Here is a 19076-nt window from a genome sequence, read left to right as displayed (position 1 = left end):
CCATGAAAGACCTGACGCCAGCCCGAGACAGGCTCGACCCGATCGAAATAGCATCCACAGACGAAATTCGCGACTTGCAATTGCAACGTCTGCAATGGTCATTAAAGCACGCATATGAAAACGTCCCCTTTTATCGGCAAAGGTTTGATGCCGCAGGGGTGCATCCGGATGATTTGAAATCGCTGGCGGACCTGTCGAAGTTCCCATTCACCTACAAGGATGACCTGCGGGCTAACTACCCCTTTGGCCTTTTTGCTGTCCCGCGTGAACAGATCGTGCGTGTGCACGCATCATCAGGGACGACGGGCAAACCGACAGTTGTCGGGTATACGCGCGGGGATATCGACAACTGGGCAAAGCTGGTCGCACGGTCGATGAGGGCCAGCGGAACCAAGCCCGGTGACATCGTCCATATTGCTTATGGCTATGGCCTGTTCACCGGCGGGCTTGGCGCGCATTACGGGGCTGAGGAATTGAATTGCACGGTCGTACCTGTTTCGGGCGGAATGACAGAACGGCAGGTGATGCTGATACAGGATTTTAAACCCAGTACGATCATGGTGACCCCGTCCTATATGCTCAACATCCTTGAACAGTTTCATGCCGCCGGAATAGACCCGCGGGACAGTTCGCTGGATGTGGGGATTTTTGGCGCTGAGCCCTGGACCAACGCGATGCGAGCCGAGGTCGAGGCCGCGTTCGACATGCATGCGGTTGATATCTATGGCCTGTCGGAAATCATGGGTCCCGGTGTGGCTAATGAATGCGTCGAGACCAAGGACGGCCTACACATCTGGGAGGATCATTTCTACCCCGAGATCATCGACCCCGAAACCGGAGAGGTCTTGCCAGACGGTGAGATCGGAGAGTTGGTCTTTACAACGCTAACCAAAGAAGGGCTGCCGATGGTACGTTACCGCACGCGCGACCTGACCCGGCTGATGCCCGGAACGGCGCGGTCGATGCGGCGGATGGAGAAGATTACCGGACGTTCCGACGACATGATCATTCTGCGCGGCGTGAATGTCTTTCCGACCCAAATCGAAGAACTGGTTCTGGCGACCCCCGAACTCGCGCCGTATTTCCAGATTGAACTGACTCGCTCGGGCCGGATGGACGCGATGACCGTACATGTCGAAGCCGCGCCTGATGCAGCAGCGGATGCAGCACGGGATACCATGGCCGGGGCCTTGTCTAAGAAGATCAAAGATACGATAGGGATCGGAACCACAGTAAGTGTCGGTGTGCCCGGCACTGTCGAACGCAGTCAGGGCAAGGCCCGACGTGTTATCGACAACAGACCAAAGGAGTGAGCCCGTGGCGCGCACGATCGCAAAAGACCACGATAAAAAACGGCAGAGCATCCTTTCGGTTGCGGCCAGTGTTTTTGCCCGCGAAGGGATTGCACGTGCCTCGATGAACCAGGTGGCGAAAAGCGCGGGCATATCGAAAGCCAACATCTATCACTACTACGACAGTAAAGAGGCGTTGCTGTTCGATATTCTGGATTCCTATCTTTCCGAGTTGAACGACCGCGTCTCTTCGGTCGAATTGGAAGGCAAACCGCCCGAAGAACAGTTGCATCTGGTCTTGCGAGAATACCTTCTGGCTTATGAAGGGATGGATTATGAACACAACATTCAGAGCGAAGGGGTCTCACTGCTGCCCGACGCCATGCAGACGGTGCTGAAAGCCTATCAAAAGGATATGGTCACTCAGATGAGTGGTATTCTGGATGCGGTGAGCGGCGGTAAGTTGAGCTCGCAGCCCAGGTTGTTGCGCGAATTGACGATGTCGGTTTTTGGCATGTTGAATTGGTATTACATGTGGCACCCAAAGGCGACTCGATCAGATCGCGAAGGTTATGCAAGAACTATCACGCAATTTACTGTTGCAGGTCTGCCCGGGGTTCAGGCCGACAGTTAGTGGCCTGCCTCATCGTAATCCCACATCACTTTGTCTGAGACTGGGAAACACTGACAGGTCAGAACAAAACCAGCTTCCACTTCGTAATCTTCCAGTGCGTGGTTTGCCACCATTTCGACTTCGCCTTCTACAACCCGTGCTTTGCACGTGGAACACACCCCTGCTTTGCAGGCGTGAGGCGCGTCGAGGTTTTCAGCAAGCGCGGCTTCCAACAGGCTGGTATCCTTTGGAATGGTCAGGCTGCGGCTAACGCCGCCCAGTGTAACCCGCCCCTTGATGCCTGCATCGTCAATGGCTTTTGAGGTTGGGCGGGTTTTGGCTCGGCCCGGTTGGGAAGAGGCGAACAACTCGAACCGGATCTGATCCTTTGTCAAACCGTGATCCTTGAGCGATTGCGAAATCGCCAGCATCATAGGCTCCGGCCCGCAGATGTACGCCATCGAGACAGAGCCTATGTCGATCCAATGCCGAAACAGAGCCGCGCATTTTTCACCGTCGACCCTCCCCCGGAACAGGTCAATCTCCTGACTGTCATCTTCAAGTATGTGAACGATGTTCAACCGGTGCAGGTACCGGTTTTTCAGGTCCTCTAGCTCTTCCCGGAACATGATCGTGTTTGGGGTTCGGTTCGCGTAGACAAGTGTAAACCGGGCAGAGGGGTCTTCGGACAGGGCGGTTTTCAGGATCGACAATACCGGTGTGATGCCCGATCCCCCCGCAAATCCCAGATAGTGCGGGGCATCGGTTTCCACCGCCGCATGAAAATTACCCATGGGTGGCATTGCGGTCATAACATCGCCCACTTGCAGTTCTGTGTTGGCCCAGTTGGAAAAGGCACCACCATCAACGCTTTTGATCCCGACCTGCAAAACACCTTCATGTGGTGCCGCGCAGATAGAGTAGGAGCGCCGCAATTCCTCACCGTCAAAGTCCCGCTTGAACGTAAGGTATTGGCCCGGCGCAAAGGCAAATCTGTCTGGGCTTTCGGGTTTCAGGGTCACAATAACTGCGTCGCGGATCGTTTTTTGGATGTCCGTCACGGTCAGGGGGTGAAACGTCGCCATAGCTCAAGACCTCAGATACATTTGAAATAGTCGAAGGGTTCCAGACAGTCCTGGCAGCGCCATTGCGCTTTGCAGGGGGTCGAACCGAATTGGCTGATCTTTTCAAACCGGTCCGACTTGCAGTGCGGACACCGCGTTGGACCGCCCGCGGGTTGCGGCGGAGCAATGCCGAACTCCTCCAGCCGGGTGCGGGCTTTTTCCGATAGCCAGTCGGTCGTCCAGGGTGGCGCGATACGGGTTTGGATCTGCAGATTTACAATCCCGTTTGTGGCCAGAGCCGTTTCTATGTCCATTGATATCACCGCCATCGCAGGGCAGCCGGAATAAGTGGGTGTAACGGTCACCGTCACTGCGTCGCCGGACACGGAAACATCCCGGATCACCCCAAGATCGACCACCGAGATCACCGGGATTTCGGGGTCGGGGACGCCTTCGAGCCAGTCCCAAATCTGTGCTTCGGTCACAGGCATTGCGGCTACCAAGTCGCTCCGGGGTAAGAGCGTTGGAGGGTTTGCATAACCGCCAGCATGTGTCCCAGATGCTCGGTGTGCCGAAACCCGGTGCGCCCACCTGATTGGGCAAATGCTCCCTCGGGCAATGTCAGGCAAGCTTCAGTCAACACGCGTTCAACCGTTTCCAGCCAGACGGAGTGTAGATCCGAGGGCAACGGCGCGACCCCCGCTTCGGCCATGGCGTTATCGGTGGCATCGTCCTTGAAAACCTCTCCGCTATAAGGCCAAAGGAACGTCAGCGCGTCCGTCATGCGGCGGTTGCTTTCTTCTGTCCCATCCCCCAAAGCAATCACCGTGTGAGAGGATCGGTCGAGGTGATATAGCGCCTCTTTCAAGCACTTGGCTGCGATCTCGGCCACGCGCGTGTTTTTCGAGTCCTGCAAGCGTGTCAGCCACGGTACCTGAAAGGCATCAAACAGGAACTGGCGCATTTGCGTCCTCCCAAAGTCGCCATTTGGCACTTCGAGCATCAGAAGGTTTCGATAATCGTAAACTTCGCGCAGAAAGGCCAGATCATCGGCGGTTCGCCCGGCACCTTCGACCTCACCGGCATATCCCAGCCACAACTGGGTCTGGCCGATCAAATCCAGAGCCATGTTCGCCAGCGCGATATCTTCTTCTAATACCGGAGCGACCCCGCACCATTCCGAAGTACGATGACCCAGCACAAGGGCATTGTCCCCCTGCCTGAGAAGGAACTCGAACAGAGGGCTTTCAGCAGCAGAGACTGTCATCACATTTTCCCAACTTCTTCCGGGATGTCGTAGAATGTCGGGTGCCGATAGACCTTGTCACGGGCCGGATCGAATAACGGTCCTTTGTCCGAGGGGTTGGAGGCTGTGATCTTTTCGGCTTCGATGACCCAGATGCTGACGCCTTCGTTGCGGCGCGTGTAAACGTCGCGCGCGTTGCGAATTGCATGCTCGGCATCTGCGGCGTGCAACGATCCGACATGGCGGTGGCTCATGCCGTGCTGTCCGCGGATAAAGACCTCCCACAGGGGCCATTCGTTTTCATGTGTCATCGGGTTACTCCGCAGCTTGAGAGCGTTTCTGGGATTTGCGCGCATGGGCAAGCATTGCCTCGCGCACCCACGCGCCATCATCCCACGCCTTGCGACGTGTGTTCAGACGCTCGGCGTTGCAGGGGCCATTGCCGGATATCACTTCGAAGAATTCCGACCAGTCTGGTTCGCTGAACTCGTAATGGCCGGTCTCGTCTATCCAGCGCAGGTTTTCATCGGGGATCGTCAGGCCCAGAAACTCGGCCTGTGGAACGGTTTCATCGACGAATTTCTGGCGTAACTCGTCGTTGGTGTTGATCTTGATTTTCCAGGCCATCGATTGCGCGGAATGCACGCTGTCCTTGTCCGACGGACCGAACATCATCAACGCAGGATACCAGAACCGGTTCAACGCATCCTGTGCCATGCGTTTTTGATCAGCGGTGCCTTCTTTCGCCATTTTTATCATGATGTGATAGCCTTGACGCTGGTGAAAGCTCTCTTCCTTGCAGATGCGAACCATTGCGCGCGCATATGGCCCATAGGAGGTACGCTGCAGCGGCACCTGATTCATGATTGCAGCCCCATCGACCAGCCAACCGACCGCACCCATATCCGCCCAAGTAAGGGTGGGGTAGTTGAAGATGGACGAATACTTCATCCGCTCGGAATGAAGCATTTCCACCAGCTCATCCCGGCTGACGCCAAGCGTTTCAGCCGCACAATACAGGTAAAGCCCGTGTCCCGCCTCATCCTGTACTTTGGCCAGCAGATTGGCCTTACGTTCAAGCGTGGGTGCGCGGGTGATCCAATTGCCCTCGGGCAGTTGGCCGACGATTTCGGAATGGGCGTGCTGACCGATCTGCCGGATCAGCGTCTTGCGATAGGCCTCGGGCATATAGTCCTTTGGCTCAATCTTTTCCCCCCGGTCGATACGATCCTGAAAGGCTTTGTCCTCGGGGCTCATGTCGTCCCGTGATTGAACGCCCTTACCGGTGGACTTGACCATCTGTGCATACATGCTTGCGTCCTCCTCAAACGCAAAAACCCGCATATGCGGAGGCCGCGTCTGATCCTGTTTTTGGATCAGAATTGGGTCTTGTTGACTCTATTATGTTACGAAAATACTAAAGTTACAATGTTTTTGTAACATTAAATTCCCCGCGGGTTTGCTTGAGATATTTCCACGCCTAATCAATAAAATATCCGACCAGAACAGGAGGTGACCGGCATGCACAGTTCAACGGTGAATATCATTGGGGCCGGGCGGGTGGGTCAAACGATTGCCCGGCTTCTGCAGGGCAAAGACGGCTATATTCTTCAGGATGTTTTGAATGCGCGTATGCAATCTGCGCAGGATTTTGTTGAGCTGATCGGTCAGGGCAGGGCCGTTGATAATTTTGCTGAGTTGCGTGCGGCGGATGTTTGGATGCTGACCGTACCGGATACTCAGATTCATCGCGTTGCCGAGCAGATTGCCAAGGCTTATTCAGCCAGCCCGACGCCTTCGGTGGCCTTGCATTGTAGCGGATTCTTTCCTGCCGATCAGATGGCACCACTGCGATCCTTGAACTGGCGGCTGGCCAGTGTTCACCCGGTTCTGTCTTTTGCCGATCCTCTGACCGCCGCGCGTCAGTTCAATGGGGTGCTTTGCGGTGTTGAAGGTGATCCAGAAGCGACGGAAGTGGCCACAACTATGTTCGAAGCGCTTGGTGCCAAGTGCTTTCCAATTAAGTCAGAAGGCAAAAGCCTGTACCACGCAGCGGCGGTCATTTCGAACAACTTCACGGTCGTTTTGCAAGCTATTGCACGTGAAGCATGGGACGCAGCCGGTGTTCCGGATGACGTCGCCCAACAGTTGAAAGAAACGCTGCTTCGTGGGACGTGCGATAATGTTTGCGCGCAAGGACCCAAGGCCGCTTTGACAGGTCCGGCGGCAAGAGGTGACGATTTCGTGGTCGAAACGCAAGGCCGGGATGTCGGTGACTGGCATCCTGTCGCTGGGCGCATTTACAGCGATCTGAGCGCGTTGGCAAAGTCCCTGAGCAAAAGTGGAAAAACACGCTCAGCAGGGGACTGATTTTATGTGATCAGCAGGGAAAAGCGCTCGACGACCCAGATCAATGCAACAACCGAAATCGAGGCGGCAATGAAAGCCCGCGCCCCGATCCAAACGGATGTCGGCATTCGCCTGAGGATAACGACCAACGGCCATGTCACCAGAACGATCATCAACTGTCCGATCTCGACGCCGACATTAAAGGCCAGAAGGCTTTGCCAGACATTGTCCGCGTCAACCTTCAGAATTTCGCGCAGCATGAACGAGAACCCAAACCCGTGCAAAAGCCCGACACCAGCCGTTACGCCAGCCGCAACAAGGTAAGAGTGTTTGCCCCCCGATCTTTGAAACACGGCGTCGGCGGCCGCTAGAATGATGGTCATGGCGATTGCCGTTTCAACGGCCGGAATGAACCAAGGCGCTGAAGGTGCCAGACCGAAAAACCCCATGATCAAAGTCACGCTGTGGCCCAGCGTGAAACCTGTCACCCGCGCAAGCAGGGCCTTTAAATTCAGCGATCCGATTACCATGCACAGGACAAACAGAACATGATCAATGCCCTCAATTATGTGCCGGACGCCTTCAACGACAAAAGTGGCAGCGGCAGAGGATGCAGTTCCAGTGATTTCGATAGGTTCGGCCAGCAACCCCTTGGCGCGGTAGGTTTGCGTTTCACCGTTGTGATAATTCAGAATAAGGTTGGCAGTTTCGTCCTGGCCCGCCAGACCGGGGTTGGACAACATCGACAGCGCATAGGCGGCATCTGACGCATCACCGAACGTCAGCCATATATCAACGACGGTATCACCCACGTAAACTTGCTGATCGCTGCCTATGTTGATGGCAGTCGCTGCCAAGGCTTCTGTTGCCTCGGCTTTTGTCGCAAAGCCCGGCTCTTGACCGATGGGATAGACTTTCAGATTGACGATATGACCTTGGAGCCTGCCATCGGCCTGCTCGATTACAAGCTCGTTGAGGACAATATCCGCAAGGGCAAATGGCGCGCGCCTGAGCGCCTCAACATCGACCAAGTGCATGACAACACCGTCTTGCAATTCATTGGTTGTGAAAGGTGCAGGGCGGGGCAGGCCGTCTGCCCCGGCAGGCCCAACTTTATCCGCCAGAATATAAGCCATCGGCGTGCGCAGCATCACATTTAGCCCGCTGTCGTCTCGGACGACATGAAATATGCGAACATTCTGGTTCAGGTTGAAATGCGCCCAGGCCCCACCTGCGACAGACAGATATGATAAAACCAGTACCGCAAAACGTATTGCAAATCGCATTATGTCATCCTTGCTTCTGCGCGTTCAGGACGGTCAAGCCATCCAGATGCCATTGGTCGCCATGCCGCGACACGTTCATCAAACCGCGAAACAGCACGGATTGCTGATGCAGGTGTCCCCAATGACCGCCGCTGACCCGTGCTGTCCAATTCGCGATAATCTGGTAAGAGTTTCTGTCTTTGTCGGACGTCAGCCCCTCAATCTGCAGGTCGACGATCTTATCAGTCTGCGCCAATGCCCCTGAGGGAAGGCTCAAGGACAAGCCCCGACGCAACTCATCGCGGATTTGATCGCGGTTGTCTGGCGCGACAAACGGCTCCAACGCGGTTTCCAGCCCCTCCGCGTCAGGTTCCAGCATCGCGACGCTTAGATTGCCAAGCAGTCCCTGAACAACTTGGTGAGTGGTTACTTCATCCGGTGCAGCGGCGGTCATCATTGGCAGGGCATTGCGGATTGGAATGGTCAGCAGCGCCGCTGTCGTGAAGGCTCCAAGCATCACGGCAAAAACGGTTCTTCGACTGGTGTTCGTGCGCAGTGCGAGTCCCGCGCAAATGAGGGCCGCCAAGCCAAACCCGATCGAAAGCATCGGGAGGGAGACCAAACCGGCGGACTTTACGACAACGGGTTGCGTTATGGGGTTTTCCCAAGACGTCAGATGATTGTTCCAAACCACGGTCGGGTCCGATTTGTAGATTTGCGAGGGGACGGCCCCGGCAGGGTCGCTTAGGGTGACCGGAATAATATCGGTCCCGTCGGGGAAAAGTTGCCATGTCATATCTACGCGATCGGCCAGCGTAGCGTTTGGATAGGACAATACAGCGCCCATCAACATGGTTGTCCGTTGCGCCTCGGCCTCGTCGGGTAATACGCGCAACCCGTCTGCACCGACCGCGATCCGCGAGACCTGAACGTCGCGGGGCAATACGTTTGTACCGTTGATTGACAGGGGGTTGTGCTGTTCAAAAAAGGATGCAGCTTCCGACTTCACCCGCGCCACCTGATCCGGTGAAAGGCGTTCCGCCGGACCCAAATTCAGGTCTGCCCATGCTTCAAAGTCCTTCAGCCGAAAGATTATTTCATGGCGAACTTCCCGGGGCTCCATCGACAGGAACGACATGAGAGGGGACTTGTGATGGCGCGTCAGATTCGGGTTTTCAAACGTTGTAAACCAGGGGTCTTCCCAGTTGGGCAGCATTGTTTCCGGGCGGGACAGGTATCGGTAATCGGTTACGGGCACCCCGAGATGTTCGGCGACCATACCAATTGAGGCTAAAGGAATGCCGTTTTCATTTAGTGGCGGCGTAAACGTGATCTGTGTCGGCTGGCCTTGGAATTGGAATTCCATTTCAACAAATACAACGTCTTCGCTTCGGGGCCGCGGAGCTATCACTTTGCTGGCGGCGGTCAGTCTGGGTGTTCTGCGGCGAACATCTATCGACCGGACCACTGGGGTCAGAGTTTTGCCATCTGCCGCCACACCAAAGGTTCGCCCCGTCCGGGCCGCCAACGCGCGCCCTGTTCCATCATCGGGCGCAACAAAAAACGGATAGTCGCCAAGGTCTATTTCCAGCGCGACGCGAACGCGGCCGTCTTCGACCAACAGCTCTGCAAAATTGGGAGCGGTCTCGCCGCCATAAGGGGATACGAGGTCTGCAGCACTATCCTTGGGCCTGATCAACACGCAGGCCAAAAACAATGCCCAAAAACACCAGTTCACCGACCGTGCGAGCGTCTTAGAAACGAAAAGTGATAGCCGCATAAAGACCGTTTTTACTGACGTCATAATCAAACTCTCCGTCAGGCTGATCTGTCGAAAAGTCGATGACATAGAACTGATACCCAAAGCGCAGTGATGTGTTCTCCCAACTTTTCCAGTCAAACCCGGCCAGAACGAGGTATCGCTGATCATCCCCGTTCAGGCCGAAACTGATCAGTTCACCTCGAGCCGCGAAGTTCCACCTTTCATTTATGTCTGACACGCGGCGAATGGCAACCATCGGTTCAGCCCAATGTCCTACCCGACCCGGTTCCGGCGATGTCGAATTACTGCTCATCTCCGGGGTAGGGGAACGTTTGCCCCAACACTTCTGACGCTTCTTCGTAGATTGGGCGGAGTACATCATCCACATCGTCGATCCCGTCCAGAGTGAACTGTGAAAACGTCATGACCTCTTGTGGTACGCCTGCTTTTTCCGAGAAATCGATACGGTCTTGCATATCGGGCGCCTGTGCGGGTGCGGCCAGTGGCGGCGCCCATGTGTTTTCTTCTGTGACCGCCATGCGAACTGAGATGTCATCCTTGGTGACGTTCCAGACCATGAAATCGTCTGCAAGGGTCAGTGGTCCGTCATAAGTGGAGCGTATTCTTTCATAGACACCGTTGGCCGTGTCGAAGTCATTGAAAAAGTGATAGGCGACGGCCATGCGGGGTTTTATGTCGCTCATGACTTTTCCAAAGGCTTCGGGGGCCGTGTGAACCTGTGTTCCCACCAGAAGGGCGGATTCGGGTGTAAATTTCATTTTCGTGACCAATTCCGGCACCGCAATAAAACACTCATGGATCGCTAGATCGGCATTTTGCGCGTGTTCCTTGAACCATTTGTTAGGATACGTGTCAGAGCTAAAAACAAACTTCAGACCGTTCCATTCCAATGCATAGCTGACCGACCCATCAATGGCGTGAATTGCCGGGAAGGAACGAATGGTAACATCGTTGTTTTCGTAAACAATCTGGTTCTCACCGGTGTAGTCAAACTCGTTTATCTCGAGGTTATAGCCCCGGAAATCTGTGTTTCCCGCCCTTGCTGCAAGGTCCCATGTCAGCATCCTGCGCATGTTCTCCAACGCATACGCCGTGCCGAGCTCCTCCACTGGGCCGCTTGGCCCCCACACGCGCAATGGCACGTTTCGCCCCATCAATGCACCGCCGATAAAGAGGTCATGCAAGGCCCCGAAATGGTCAGTGTGGAGGTGCCCGATAAAGACCTTGTCCAAATAGTTGTAGGGGATTTACAATGATGAAATTCGTTCCGCTGAACCTGATCCGATGTCGAACAGGAACTTGTCGCCGTTTCCCAATTCAACAAGGAAACACGCCGCAGCCTGTGCTGCACGCGTGGTTGGCATCCCGGTGCCGCAGGCGATGACCCGCATCTCGTCTTCAGCCAGATCTTCGGTGTTCGGGTAATAAACGTCACGGGGGCGGTCGCGCACTATTGTTGGCGAAACCTCCTCGGTTTCTTGTGCATAGGCGGCATTTGGTACGAACAAAGCCTCCATGGCGTCGGTGAAGGTCTGGGGCGCTATAGCCCACGCGCCAAAGACCAGCCCAATCGAAAAGTGTTTGCCGAGATGTGAAAAACGTGTGCGCGGTGACATGGATTTCCCCTTTGTGATCAAATGACAATGCAATTCGGATCGCAGACCAGTAAGGCTTACCTGCGGGGTGTACCCTTTTAATTTTGCACCGTGATGGCACTTCGCGCAAGTGAATCACGGTGAAAATCCGGGTGACTCACGTCGAATTAATTGCAAGTATCTGAATGTGATGGCCGCTTCAGATGGAATCTCGGAACAAGACAAGCGCCGTGCGCTTGCCAATGTGTTGGACGATACGCATTTCGATGGCGCGGATAGGTTGCGTTCTTTTCTAACCTATGTGGTTGAGGAAGAGATCGCGGGTCGGGGGGCCGATATTCGCGGAAAGACGGTCGCGCAGGATGTCTATGACCGCGACACGTCAGAAGGCATAGACCCGGAAAACGTCGTCCGCGTAGACGCACGGCGACTTCGGCAGCTTTTGGAACTGTATTACGAGGGCGTTGGTAAGTTTGACCCCGTTCGATTGCACATCGACACAGGAGGGTATCGCCCACGATTTGAGCCTGCGACGAAGGGTATTCAGCCCGAACCCCGTAAGTCAGAAAAAATATTTTGGTTGCCACTTACGACGTTCTCCGCAGGTGTGTTTTTGGGCGCGGTCTTGGCGGTCAGCTTTTTGCCTGTAACGTCGGAGCGGGATTCCGGTTCAAAGCCTGATAATGTTGCGGTGGGAAAGCTCGACTTGCTGCGTAACGCCGCGATTTATGAAAAGTCTCCGTCTGCTTTGCAGGCCTACAACCTTGCGCAACAGGCGCGCGTGATGACTTTCCCGATTTTTGATTTGCAAAGACAGATACTGGTCCTTTCAGTGTTTGAACGGGTCATCGAAATGGATGCAACCTATTTCGGAGGGTACGCAGGAGCGGCACAGACTCTGGCGACGCTGTCCATCCTGACCCCTGAGTTGCAGGAGAAATCTGACTACGCGACGGCTGCTATGGATTTCGCAAACGAAGCGATGCAACTGGCGCCCGAGCATGGGTGGAGCCAGTCGGCAAAAAGCTGGGCTTATTTTGCCAATGGGGATTATGAGACGGCTTTGACGCTTGGGCGGCGTGCATCCCAGCTTGACCCGGCAGACGGCGCCATTCTGGATTTTCTGGGTGATGTTGCCCTGTTTTCGGGTGACTTCGAAGAAGCTGTCGAAATTGCGGATCGTCTGTCTTTGCTGGAGTCCAGCAATCAACGGTTTGCCAATCGCAACATCTCTGGAGCGGCACATTTTCATCTTGGTGAATTTGAAACGACGATTGCAAGGTTTGAAGAGGCGAAGGAGCTGGGCGACCCTCTCAGCGCGCCGTCATTGGCTTATGTGACCGCTTCGTTAGCGGCTTTGGGACGCGAGCCAGAGGCGCGCGCGAAACTGGCAGAGCTGGAGCTTGCCTGGCCGGAAGTGCCGGTCGATGCGATGTTGAAAAGTATCTACAGGAAGGACGCACATGCAGCGGCGGTCATTGATAGGCTGGTCGCATTAGGGTGGACTGGACCGTCGCAAGAAACAGCGCCGTCGCAATAAAGGCCCGCCAATTATCAAGGCTCAAAGTCTTCGGTAAACTAGGTCGCTTTCCTGCGCGTTTGGTTCCTGATGCAAAATCTCAGTGACTTTCGCGTGAAGTGGCGATTTCCTGCATATGGGATCCGTTGCTCCGGCGTCGCCAGCCAATGCAAAGGCTTGACACCGACAGCCGCCAAAATCCAGGTCTTTTCGGTCGCAGCTCTGACAAGGTTCGGGCATCCAATCTGTTCCGCGATAGGCGTTGAAGGCTTGGCTTTTGTACCAGATATCTTCAAGCCCGGTGTCGCGGACGTTTTCAAACCTGAGATGGGTCAGTGTCTGGGCTGCGTGGCAGGGCAGTACCGTACCGTTGGGCGTAATGTTCAAACCGGTTGATCCCCACCCACCCATGCACGCCTTGGGAAAATCGGAATAGTAATCTGGCGGGACGAAATCAAAGGCCAGAACCCCCTGTAACCGACGGGCGGCCTGGGCCACTGTTTCCTTCACAGCCTGGGTCTGTTCCCGAGTCGGCAGCAGGGCGGCGCGGTTCTGCAGCGCCCAGCCGTGAAACTGGACACAGGCAACTTCGAGCCGTCGCGCGCCAAGTTCGACGGCCATTTCAATGGTTCGGTCCAGATCATCCAGATTCTTCCGGTGCATTACCGCGTTCAGCGTGAGCGGAATGCCCCTTTCCCGGATGTCTTTGGCAACGCTCATTTTGCGTTCGAACCCACCGCGATACCCGCCGATAAAATCTGCAAGGTTGGCGTTTGTGCCCTGAAGCGACAATTGGATGTGATCCAGTCCTGCGGCTTCCAGATTGTCCAGACGCTTGGGTGTCAATCCAATGCCTGATGTGATCAGGTTAGTATAAAGTCCAAGCCCAGCCGCGTGTTCCGTAAGTTCTTCGAGGTCGCGGCGCGAAGCGGGCTCTCCACCGGACAGATGTACTTGCAAAACACCAAGGTCGCGCGCTTGTCCCAGGACCTCTTTCCACGTTTCCGTGTCCAGTTCGGTCTCTTTACGCTCCAACTCGACCGGGTTGCTGCAATAGGGACAACTCAGCGGACAGCGATGTGTCAGCTCTGCAAGCAGGGCTATTGGCGCAGATGGGGTCATTCCTTCACCATTACGTAAAGCCGGCCGCGCAAGGCTTGCAGAAATCGCTGGACATCAGGTTCTACCTGTTCGGCTGGCGCGTTGTAGGTGGTGGCCAAATCCTGAACCAAGTCTTCAAGTCTGGTTATGCCGTCGATCCGTGACAGGATCGCAACTCCGATATCGTCCAGCTCGATGACTTTTTCGGGCGCCATCAAAACGGTTCGGTTGCGTTTCTCGTCGCGTTGTACGCGGACCCCGCGGGGCAGGTAAGGACGGTCGGTTTTGCGCAGCGCCAGGGTCATGCCATGCCTTCTCCGGGCTTCCATGCGCCGGGAGGGACCGCGCCCGGCGTGACATAAGCTGACCACAACGCGTCTAACTGGGCCCAAAGCACGTTGGTTTTGAATATCAGCGCGTTGCAAGCCATATCCTCTTTTTCGGCTGTATCCGCATGATCCAACACCCAGTTGAGGCCAAAGGCCACGTCTTTGGGTGCCTGAGTCAGGCGCTTACGGAAATAAGACAGGCTATCCGCGTTTGCGAAATCATAATGAGCTAACAGTCCTTCGATCCGTTGCTCGTGGATTTTGGGCGCAAACAACTCGGTCAGAGATGACGCGACGGCCTGAAGCATCGGGCGTTCACGAACATAATGGACATAGGCATCGACAGCGAACTGAGTTGCGGGCAGCACCCCACGACCCGATGCAACGTAGTCGGGGTCCAGCCCCACGGCTTCGGCCAGTTTCAACCAACGTCGGATGCCGCCACCTTCTTCAACGCCGCCGTCATGATCTTCGATGCGCGAGCGCCATTCACGGCGAATGTCCGGGTCCGCGCAACGCGACATGAAAGCTGCGTCTTTCAAAGGGATTGCGGCTTGATATGCCCAGCGATTGATCACCCAGGCGCGCACTTGATCCGGTGAACACTGCCCGCTGTGAAGACGGTGATGAAAGGGGTGTTTGTCGTGATACCGTTCTTGTCCGATCTGCCGCAGACGGGCTTCCAAGGTCTCTCGGCTCATATTGCGATCTCCTGCCCATCAAACGCGATTGACCAGCCAGCTTTTTCAACGACAGCGCGCTCGGGGCTGTTTGGTTGCAACATCGGGTTTGTATTATTGATATGGATGAACGCCTTGGCAGCCGTCACTCCGGCCAGTTGCGCGATCGACCCCTCAGGTCCGTTGACCGAGATATGACCCATACGCCGACCGGTTTTCACCCCGGTGCCTGTGCGGATCATCTCGTCGTCTTCATACAATGTTCCGTCAAAGAAGAGCTGGTCAGCGTCACGAAGCTGATCCAGCAGCTTTGGCGTTACCCGTGCGCAGCCGGGAATGTAATAAGCCACTTTGTTACCGGTCGAAAGGCGCACCCCTACGGTTTGTTCGCCCATCAGGTCGGTGTCTACGGCCTCGCCTTCCATGAACAAGGGAACCTTTCCCGGAACAGCGAACAACCGTGCCTGCAGACCATCCTGTAGGGCAAAGTCTTTGTCCAAGGCTATGCGGGAACGTGTTACTTTTTCTCGGTTCACGGCGTCAAAAATTTTGTTTGCTGCCAGAACATCAAGAATATCTCCGGTGGCAAACAGCGAAAACGGTGTCTGCTCGCGCAGGCTGAGAAGGCCCGCGATGTGGTCGATGTCCCCATTCGTCAGCAGAACCGACGCAACAGGTGTGTCGCGAGTTGATCGGGGATGCAGTTGAGGATTGGCCAGCATCTGCTGCCGGATGTCTGGTGACGCGTTCAGAATGCTCCAGCTTTCACCGTCAGGTGACACAGCCAATGAGGACTGACCCGATGGAGGGATAACCCCGCTACGTGCGTCCCGGCAATTCCGGCAGCCGCAATTCCATTGCGGCAGACCGCCACCAGCAGAAGCCCCAAGAACCAAAAATCGCACCTCGGGCCTCCGCTGAGCTTAAGTGATTAGAACAGGTCGCGCTCGTGCTCGCGGCCTTCGTCCTCGGACGGAGAATACATATTGATCTCCATGCCGCAATTCACTTCCTTCAGTTTAGGCGTGCTCCAGGTCATTGATTCCTCCACAGCTGGGTGACTACAGCAAAAAACCTACAACCGGCACCTTATCGGGAAAATGCTGCTTTGGTCGTAAGACTGTAATCTCATTGTCTGATCCATTACGCGCATCGTCAATGGCCCGAGATAGGCAAACTGCGTTTTAGGACTTTCGTCGAATGTCCTGCGTGTGATGGGAAATATAGTGTTCAGCCCATGCGCACGCTGGTTGCAATGATTATCCTGCTATTCGGCAGCCTGATGGCTGCGGCTGAACCGCTGCCGCGGGAAAAACTCGAGGACTTTATTCGTGCGCCGTTTTCCCTTGGGGACGCCCTGAACGACAAAGGGGTCTACGCGCTCCTGAATTCGGGCGGTATCGAGGCCGGATTTGTTTTTGAAACTGAACCCTTAGCGCCCTTGCCGGGTTTTTCCGGAGCGCCGATCAACATGTTGGTTGTATTGGACCTGGAAGGGCGGTTCATGGACGTCCAACTGATTGAGCATAATGAACCGATCTTTGTCTCAGGTTTGGGACAAGCGCCCTTTCACAAGTTCTTTGAGCAGTATGGGGGACATTCGATCTCGGACTCAATCGTAGTCGGCACACAGTACGGCGACGCCGCATCGGGATCACAGCTTGTTTACCTCGACGGCGTTACCAAGGCCACTGCCAGTGTCCGCATCGCGCATGAATCGGTCATGGGCGCTGCTCTTGCGGTGGCGCGGGAAAAGATGCAGGGCTTGGCGACGTCACCGCCCGCCTTCCCGAACCCGGATCATGACGAAAACCTGACTTGGGATGACTTGATCGCCACCGGGATCGCAACCCACAAAACGCTGTCAAATTCCGAAGTGGACGCACTTTTTGCTGGCACTTTGTGGGAAGATGACGACCCCGAGGCACGGGATTACCCGGATGAGCCGTATCTCGACCTGTGGATCGTGGACTTGGGACCTAAATCAATTGCCCGTGCTGCGCTTTCGACCGGCAGTTTCGAAGAACTGCAGGGTTTTATGGAGATTTCGGACAATGATGAGCCGATCCTTCTGATCGAAACCGCCCGACACGGCCTTGTTAGTGATGAATTCGTTCGAAACACAGCGCCTGATTGGATTTCAGCCGAACAGGATGGATTGCCAGTGGCCCTGCGCGATGCCGACCTGCTTGTTGAACTGGCAGATGGCGCGCCAGATGGCACTGCCATGATCCTGCGGACAGACCGGCGATTGGGTTTTGATCCTTCGCGGGACTGGATTCTAAAGGTATTGGCAGTGCGGGAACATGGCATGTTCCAGCCGGAAACCGGGTCGGTAACACTCGAAATCTCACACTCAACCCCTGATCGTTTCTTTTCCCGACCCGTTCAGATCAAACCTGCACCCCCGTGGTTGGAAGCTCTGAGAAGCCGCCAATCCGACATGATTATCCTGTCGGTATTTTTGGTTGGGCTGGTGTCCACGCTTGGATTCCGAATGAATTCATTTGCCGCCCAGCCTATGTTCACTCCGTACCGCCTTGGCATTCTGGCTGTTGTCGTTGGATTTGTCGGGTGGTGGGGTCAGGGGCAATTGTCAATCGTGACGGTTCTCGGCACCCTTCGCGCCGCACTTGAGGGAGGCAGCTTTGCGTTTCTTCTCTATGATCCCTTTTCGCTCTTGATTTGGGCGGTTTCGATTGTTGGCCTTGTCGCGTGGGGCAGGGGGCTGTTTTGCGGCTGGCTCTGCCCATTTGGCGCGCTGCAGGAATTTGCGCATCATGTAGGAAGGGCTTTGCGGATTCCGCAAATAGAACCGTCCGACAAATGGGACCAGCGTTTGAAATGGTTGAAATACGTGGTGCTCGCGGGTCTTGTCGTTGTCGTTTTTACGATCCCCGATCAGATCGACAAAGCCGCCGAGGTGGAACCTTTCAAAACCGCTATCACCACTTTCTTCGTGCGCGAATGGTACTATGCCGTTTATGCCGCCTTCTGGCTTTTCCTGGGCATGGTCATGTTCAAAGGGTTTTGCCGCTATGTCTGCCCGTTGGGCGCGTTTTTGGCAATCGGAGGGCTTATACGCGGACGCGATTGGATCGACCGCAAGGCTGAATGTGGTTCGCCATGCCAACTTTGCCGGGTAAAGTGTAAATATGGTGCAATCAAAAAGACTGGGGAAATCCAGTACAACGAATGCTTCCAATGTTTGGACTGCGTCGCAATTCACGACGACCGTCAGCGTTGCGTCCCATTGATCATTGCCGCCCGCCGTCAGGAACGAAAGGTTGCTGCCAAGTGATGAAACGCCGCCGTTTTCTAGCAATCTCTGCCGCTGCAATTGCCGCCCCCGCTGGCGCTCAGACAACGACCTGGCGCGGATACGCTTTGGGTGCCGAAGTCAGCCTGACCTTTGAGGGAGACCCCACCACTGCCGCCGCAGCCATAGAAAAAGTGACCGCGTTGCTGCAAGATTGTGAGGACCAATTCAGCCTGTATCGCCCCAGTTCAGCCTTGTCGCAGTTGAACAGCCAAGGCAGCCTGCGCAACCCATCACCGCAATTTCTTCAGCTACTTCTGGCCTGCCAAGAGGCGTACATTTTGACAGGTGGCCAATTTGATCCAACGGTTCAACCGATGTGGGAAGCATTGGCCAAGGGCAGAGATCTTGACGCGGCAAAAGGCTTAATTGGCTGGGACCGTGTGAAGATTTCTCCAGACAGAATTATTCTTGGCCGTGGTCAGAAATTGACACTGAACGGCATCGCGCAGGGCTATGCGACAGATATGGTTGCCGGTGCCCTCAAACAGTCAGGCTGGACCAAAGTTCTGGTCAATGTCGGAGAGTTTCACGCCGGTGGTAAAGTATGGACTTTGGGTATTTCCGACCCTCGTCATGGCATCGTTCAGACTGTCCAACTGAAGGACAGAGCGATCGCAACATCCAGCCCGCAAGCGATGAGGTTGAGCGCAGAGCACACCCATATTCTTGATCCCAGAAATCACGGAGCGCCGGTGTGGTCGACGGTCAGCGTTGAAGCTTCGAATGCAACAACCGCCGATGCACTGTCCACAGCGTTTTGTTACCTGAGTGTGGATGGAATCGAACGGACACTTGCGAAAACAATCGGAAACCCGTCCGCCTACTGCTTGTCCTCTGACGGTAGGGTCAGACATTTGACCGCTTAACCAAGGCCCTTTGTTTCCGGGCCTTGGTTTATTGGTGTGTTACGAGCAGGCG

The 19076-nt window shown here is 55.3% G+C and carries 21 protein-coding genes; 6 read left to right on the top strand and 15 right to left on the bottom strand.

Translation table 11 applies throughout. The features are described from left to right. Positions 1–2 precede the first annotated feature (2 nt). Together paaK and GOV87_RS15030 are read left to right on the top strand one after the other, a co-directional pair. Positions 3–1313 carry a phenylacetate--CoA ligase PaaK gene (gene paaK, locus GOV87_RS15035; protein ID WP_171212330.1) on the top strand — a complete coding sequence of 437 codons (1311 nt, stop codon included), beginning with the start codon at positions 3–5 and terminating at the stop codon, positions 1311–1313. A 4-nt stretch (positions 1314–1317) separates the two neighbouring features. Further along, the gene (locus GOV87_RS15030; RefSeq protein ID WP_171125006.1) at positions 1318–1926 is read left to right on the top strand and encodes a TetR/AcrR family transcriptional regulator; all 609 of its coding nucleotides are present in this window, start codon (positions 1318–1320) and stop codon (positions 1924–1926) included. Here the strand turns inward: GOV87_RS15030 and GOV87_RS15025 are convergent. Genes GOV87_RS15025 through paaA form a run of 5 tightly spaced genes read right to left on the bottom strand, consistent with a single transcriptional unit; the run spans position 1923 to position 5526 of the window. Then, complete coding sequence (locus GOV87_RS15025; protein WP_171212329.1) at positions 1923–2990, bottom strand: ferredoxin--NADP reductase; 1068 nt, start codon at positions 2988–2990, stop codon at positions 1923–1925. The two genes, GOV87_RS15030 and GOV87_RS15025, sit on opposite strands and share 4 nt — an antisense overlap. A gap of 11 nt (positions 2991–3001) precedes the next feature. After that, on the bottom strand, positions 3002–3460 hold the full coding sequence (paaD, locus tag GOV87_RS15020; RefSeq protein ID WP_171212328.1) for a 1,2-phenylacetyl-CoA epoxidase subunit PaaD: 459 nt from the start codon (positions 3458–3460) through the stop codon (positions 3002–3004). Positions 3461–3465: 5 nt separating this feature from the next. Next, entirely contained in the window at positions 3466–4236 is a 771-nt protein-coding gene (gene paaC, locus GOV87_RS15015) for a 1,2-phenylacetyl-CoA epoxidase subunit PaaC (RefSeq protein WP_171134986.1), read from the bottom strand. Further along, the gene (paaB, locus tag GOV87_RS15010; RefSeq protein WP_171124998.1) at positions 4236–4526 is read right to left on the bottom strand and encodes a 1,2-phenylacetyl-CoA epoxidase subunit PaaB; all 291 of its coding nucleotides are present in this window, start codon (positions 4524–4526) and stop codon (positions 4236–4238) included. Before paaB ends, paaC begins: the two co-directional genes overlap by 1 nt. A gap of 4 nt (positions 4527–4530) precedes the next feature. After that, positions 4531–5526 (bottom strand): 1,2-phenylacetyl-CoA epoxidase subunit PaaA, encoded by a 996-nt coding sequence (paaA, locus tag GOV87_RS15005; RefSeq protein ID WP_171212327.1) that lies wholly within the window; start codon positions 5524–5526, stop codon positions 4531–4533. Positions 5527–5736: 210 nt separating this feature from the next. Here paaA and GOV87_RS15000 point away from each other — a divergent pair, with 210 nt between their 5' ends. Next, positions 5737–6585: a Rossmann-like and DUF2520 domain-containing protein gene (locus GOV87_RS15000; RefSeq protein WP_171212326.1), complete on the top strand. Its 849-nt coding sequence runs from the start codon at positions 5737–5739 to the stop codon at positions 6583–6585. Between the two features lie 2 nt (positions 6586–6587). On the opposite strand, the gene GOV87_RS14995 is transcribed toward GOV87_RS15000, so the two are convergent. From GOV87_RS14995 to GOV87_RS14975, 5 genes are read right to left on the bottom strand one after another with little or no spacing between them, the layout of a single operon-like run. Further along, positions 6588–7850 carry a HupE/UreJ family protein gene (locus GOV87_RS14995; RefSeq protein ID WP_171212325.1) on the bottom strand — a complete coding sequence of 421 codons (1263 nt, stop codon included), beginning with the start codon at positions 7848–7850 and terminating at the stop codon, positions 6588–6590. 4 nt (positions 7851–7854) lie between these two features. Continuing rightward, the gene (locus GOV87_RS14990; protein ID WP_171212324.1) at positions 7855–9633 is read right to left on the bottom strand and encodes a hypothetical protein; all 1779 of its coding nucleotides are present in this window, start codon (positions 9631–9633) and stop codon (positions 7855–7857) included. Further along, the gene (locus GOV87_RS14985; RefSeq protein WP_171124988.1) at positions 9584–9847 is read right to left on the bottom strand and encodes a hypothetical protein; all 264 of its coding nucleotides are present in this window, start codon (positions 9845–9847) and stop codon (positions 9584–9586) included. Before GOV87_RS14985 ends, GOV87_RS14990 begins: the two co-directional genes overlap by 50 nt. Before the next feature lie 46 nt (positions 9848–9893). After that, positions 9894–10859 carry a guanitoxin biosynthesis MBL fold metallo-hydrolase GntH gene (gntH, locus tag GOV87_RS14980; protein ID WP_371813524.1) on the bottom strand — a complete coding sequence of 322 codons (966 nt, stop codon included), beginning with the start codon at positions 10857–10859 and terminating at the stop codon, positions 9894–9896. Next, positions 10860–11228, bottom strand: coding sequence for a hypothetical protein (locus GOV87_RS14975; protein WP_171212322.1), 369 nt, complete (start codon positions 11226–11228; stop codon positions 10860–10862). Positions 11229–11397: 169 nt separating this feature from the next. On the opposite strand from GOV87_RS14975, the gene GOV87_RS14970 reads away from it, so the two are divergent. Next, complete coding sequence (locus tag GOV87_RS14970; protein WP_171212321.1) at positions 11398–12747, top strand: tetratricopeptide repeat protein; 1350 nt, start codon at positions 11398–11400, stop codon at positions 12745–12747. A 21-nt stretch (positions 12748–12768) separates the two neighbouring features. Here the strand turns inward: GOV87_RS14970 and pqqE are convergent, their stop codons facing one another. From pqqE to pqqA, 5 genes are read right to left on the bottom strand one after another with little or no spacing between them, the layout of a single operon-like run. Then, entirely contained in the window at positions 12769–13848 is a 1080-nt protein-coding gene (pqqE, locus tag GOV87_RS14965; protein WP_171212320.1) for a pyrroloquinoline quinone biosynthesis protein PqqE, read from the bottom strand. Beyond that, positions 13845–14132 (bottom strand): pyrroloquinoline quinone biosynthesis peptide chaperone PqqD, encoded by a 288-nt coding sequence (gene pqqD, locus GOV87_RS14960; protein WP_171212319.1) that lies wholly within the window; start codon positions 14130–14132, stop codon positions 13845–13847. Before pqqD ends, pqqE begins: the two co-directional genes overlap by 4 nt. Beyond that, positions 14129–14857, bottom strand: coding sequence for a pyrroloquinoline-quinone synthase PqqC (pqqC, locus tag GOV87_RS14955; RefSeq protein ID WP_171212318.1), 729 nt, complete (start codon positions 14855–14857; stop codon positions 14129–14131). Before pqqC ends, pqqD begins: the two co-directional genes overlap by 4 nt. After that, positions 14854–15741, bottom strand: a complete 888-nt coding sequence (pqqB, locus tag GOV87_RS14950; protein WP_171212317.1) for a pyrroloquinoline quinone biosynthesis protein PqqB — start codon at positions 15739–15741, stop codon at positions 14854–14856. Before pqqB ends, pqqC begins: the two co-directional genes overlap by 4 nt. Before the next feature lie 26 nt (positions 15742–15767). After that, positions 15768–15875: a pyrroloquinoline quinone precursor peptide PqqA gene (gene pqqA, locus GOV87_RS14945; RefSeq protein ID WP_170537497.1), complete on the bottom strand. Its 108-nt coding sequence runs from the start codon at positions 15873–15875 to the stop codon at positions 15768–15770. A 198-nt stretch (positions 15876–16073) separates the two neighbouring features. Here pqqA and GOV87_RS14940 point away from each other — a divergent pair, with 198 nt between their 5' ends. After that, complete coding sequence (locus GOV87_RS14940) at positions 16074–18137, top strand: 4Fe-4S binding protein (protein WP_171212316.1); 2064 nt, start codon at positions 16074–16076, stop codon at positions 18135–18137. Then, on the top strand, positions 18137–19024 hold the full coding sequence (locus GOV87_RS14935; RefSeq protein ID WP_171212315.1) for an FAD:protein FMN transferase: 888 nt from the start codon (positions 18137–18139) through the stop codon (positions 19022–19024). Before GOV87_RS14940 ends, GOV87_RS14935 begins: the two co-directional genes overlap by 1 nt. The last annotated feature ends 52 nt before the right edge of the window (positions 19025–19076 follow it).

The organism is Ruegeria sp. HKCCA5426 (genome assembly GCF_013034585.1).
Classification (GTDB): Bacteria; Pseudomonadota; Alphaproteobacteria; order Rhodobacterales; family Rhodobacteraceae; genus Ruegeria.
Note: the sequence above shows the minus strand (reverse complement) of the source record. Positions and strands in the feature narration are given on the sequence as shown.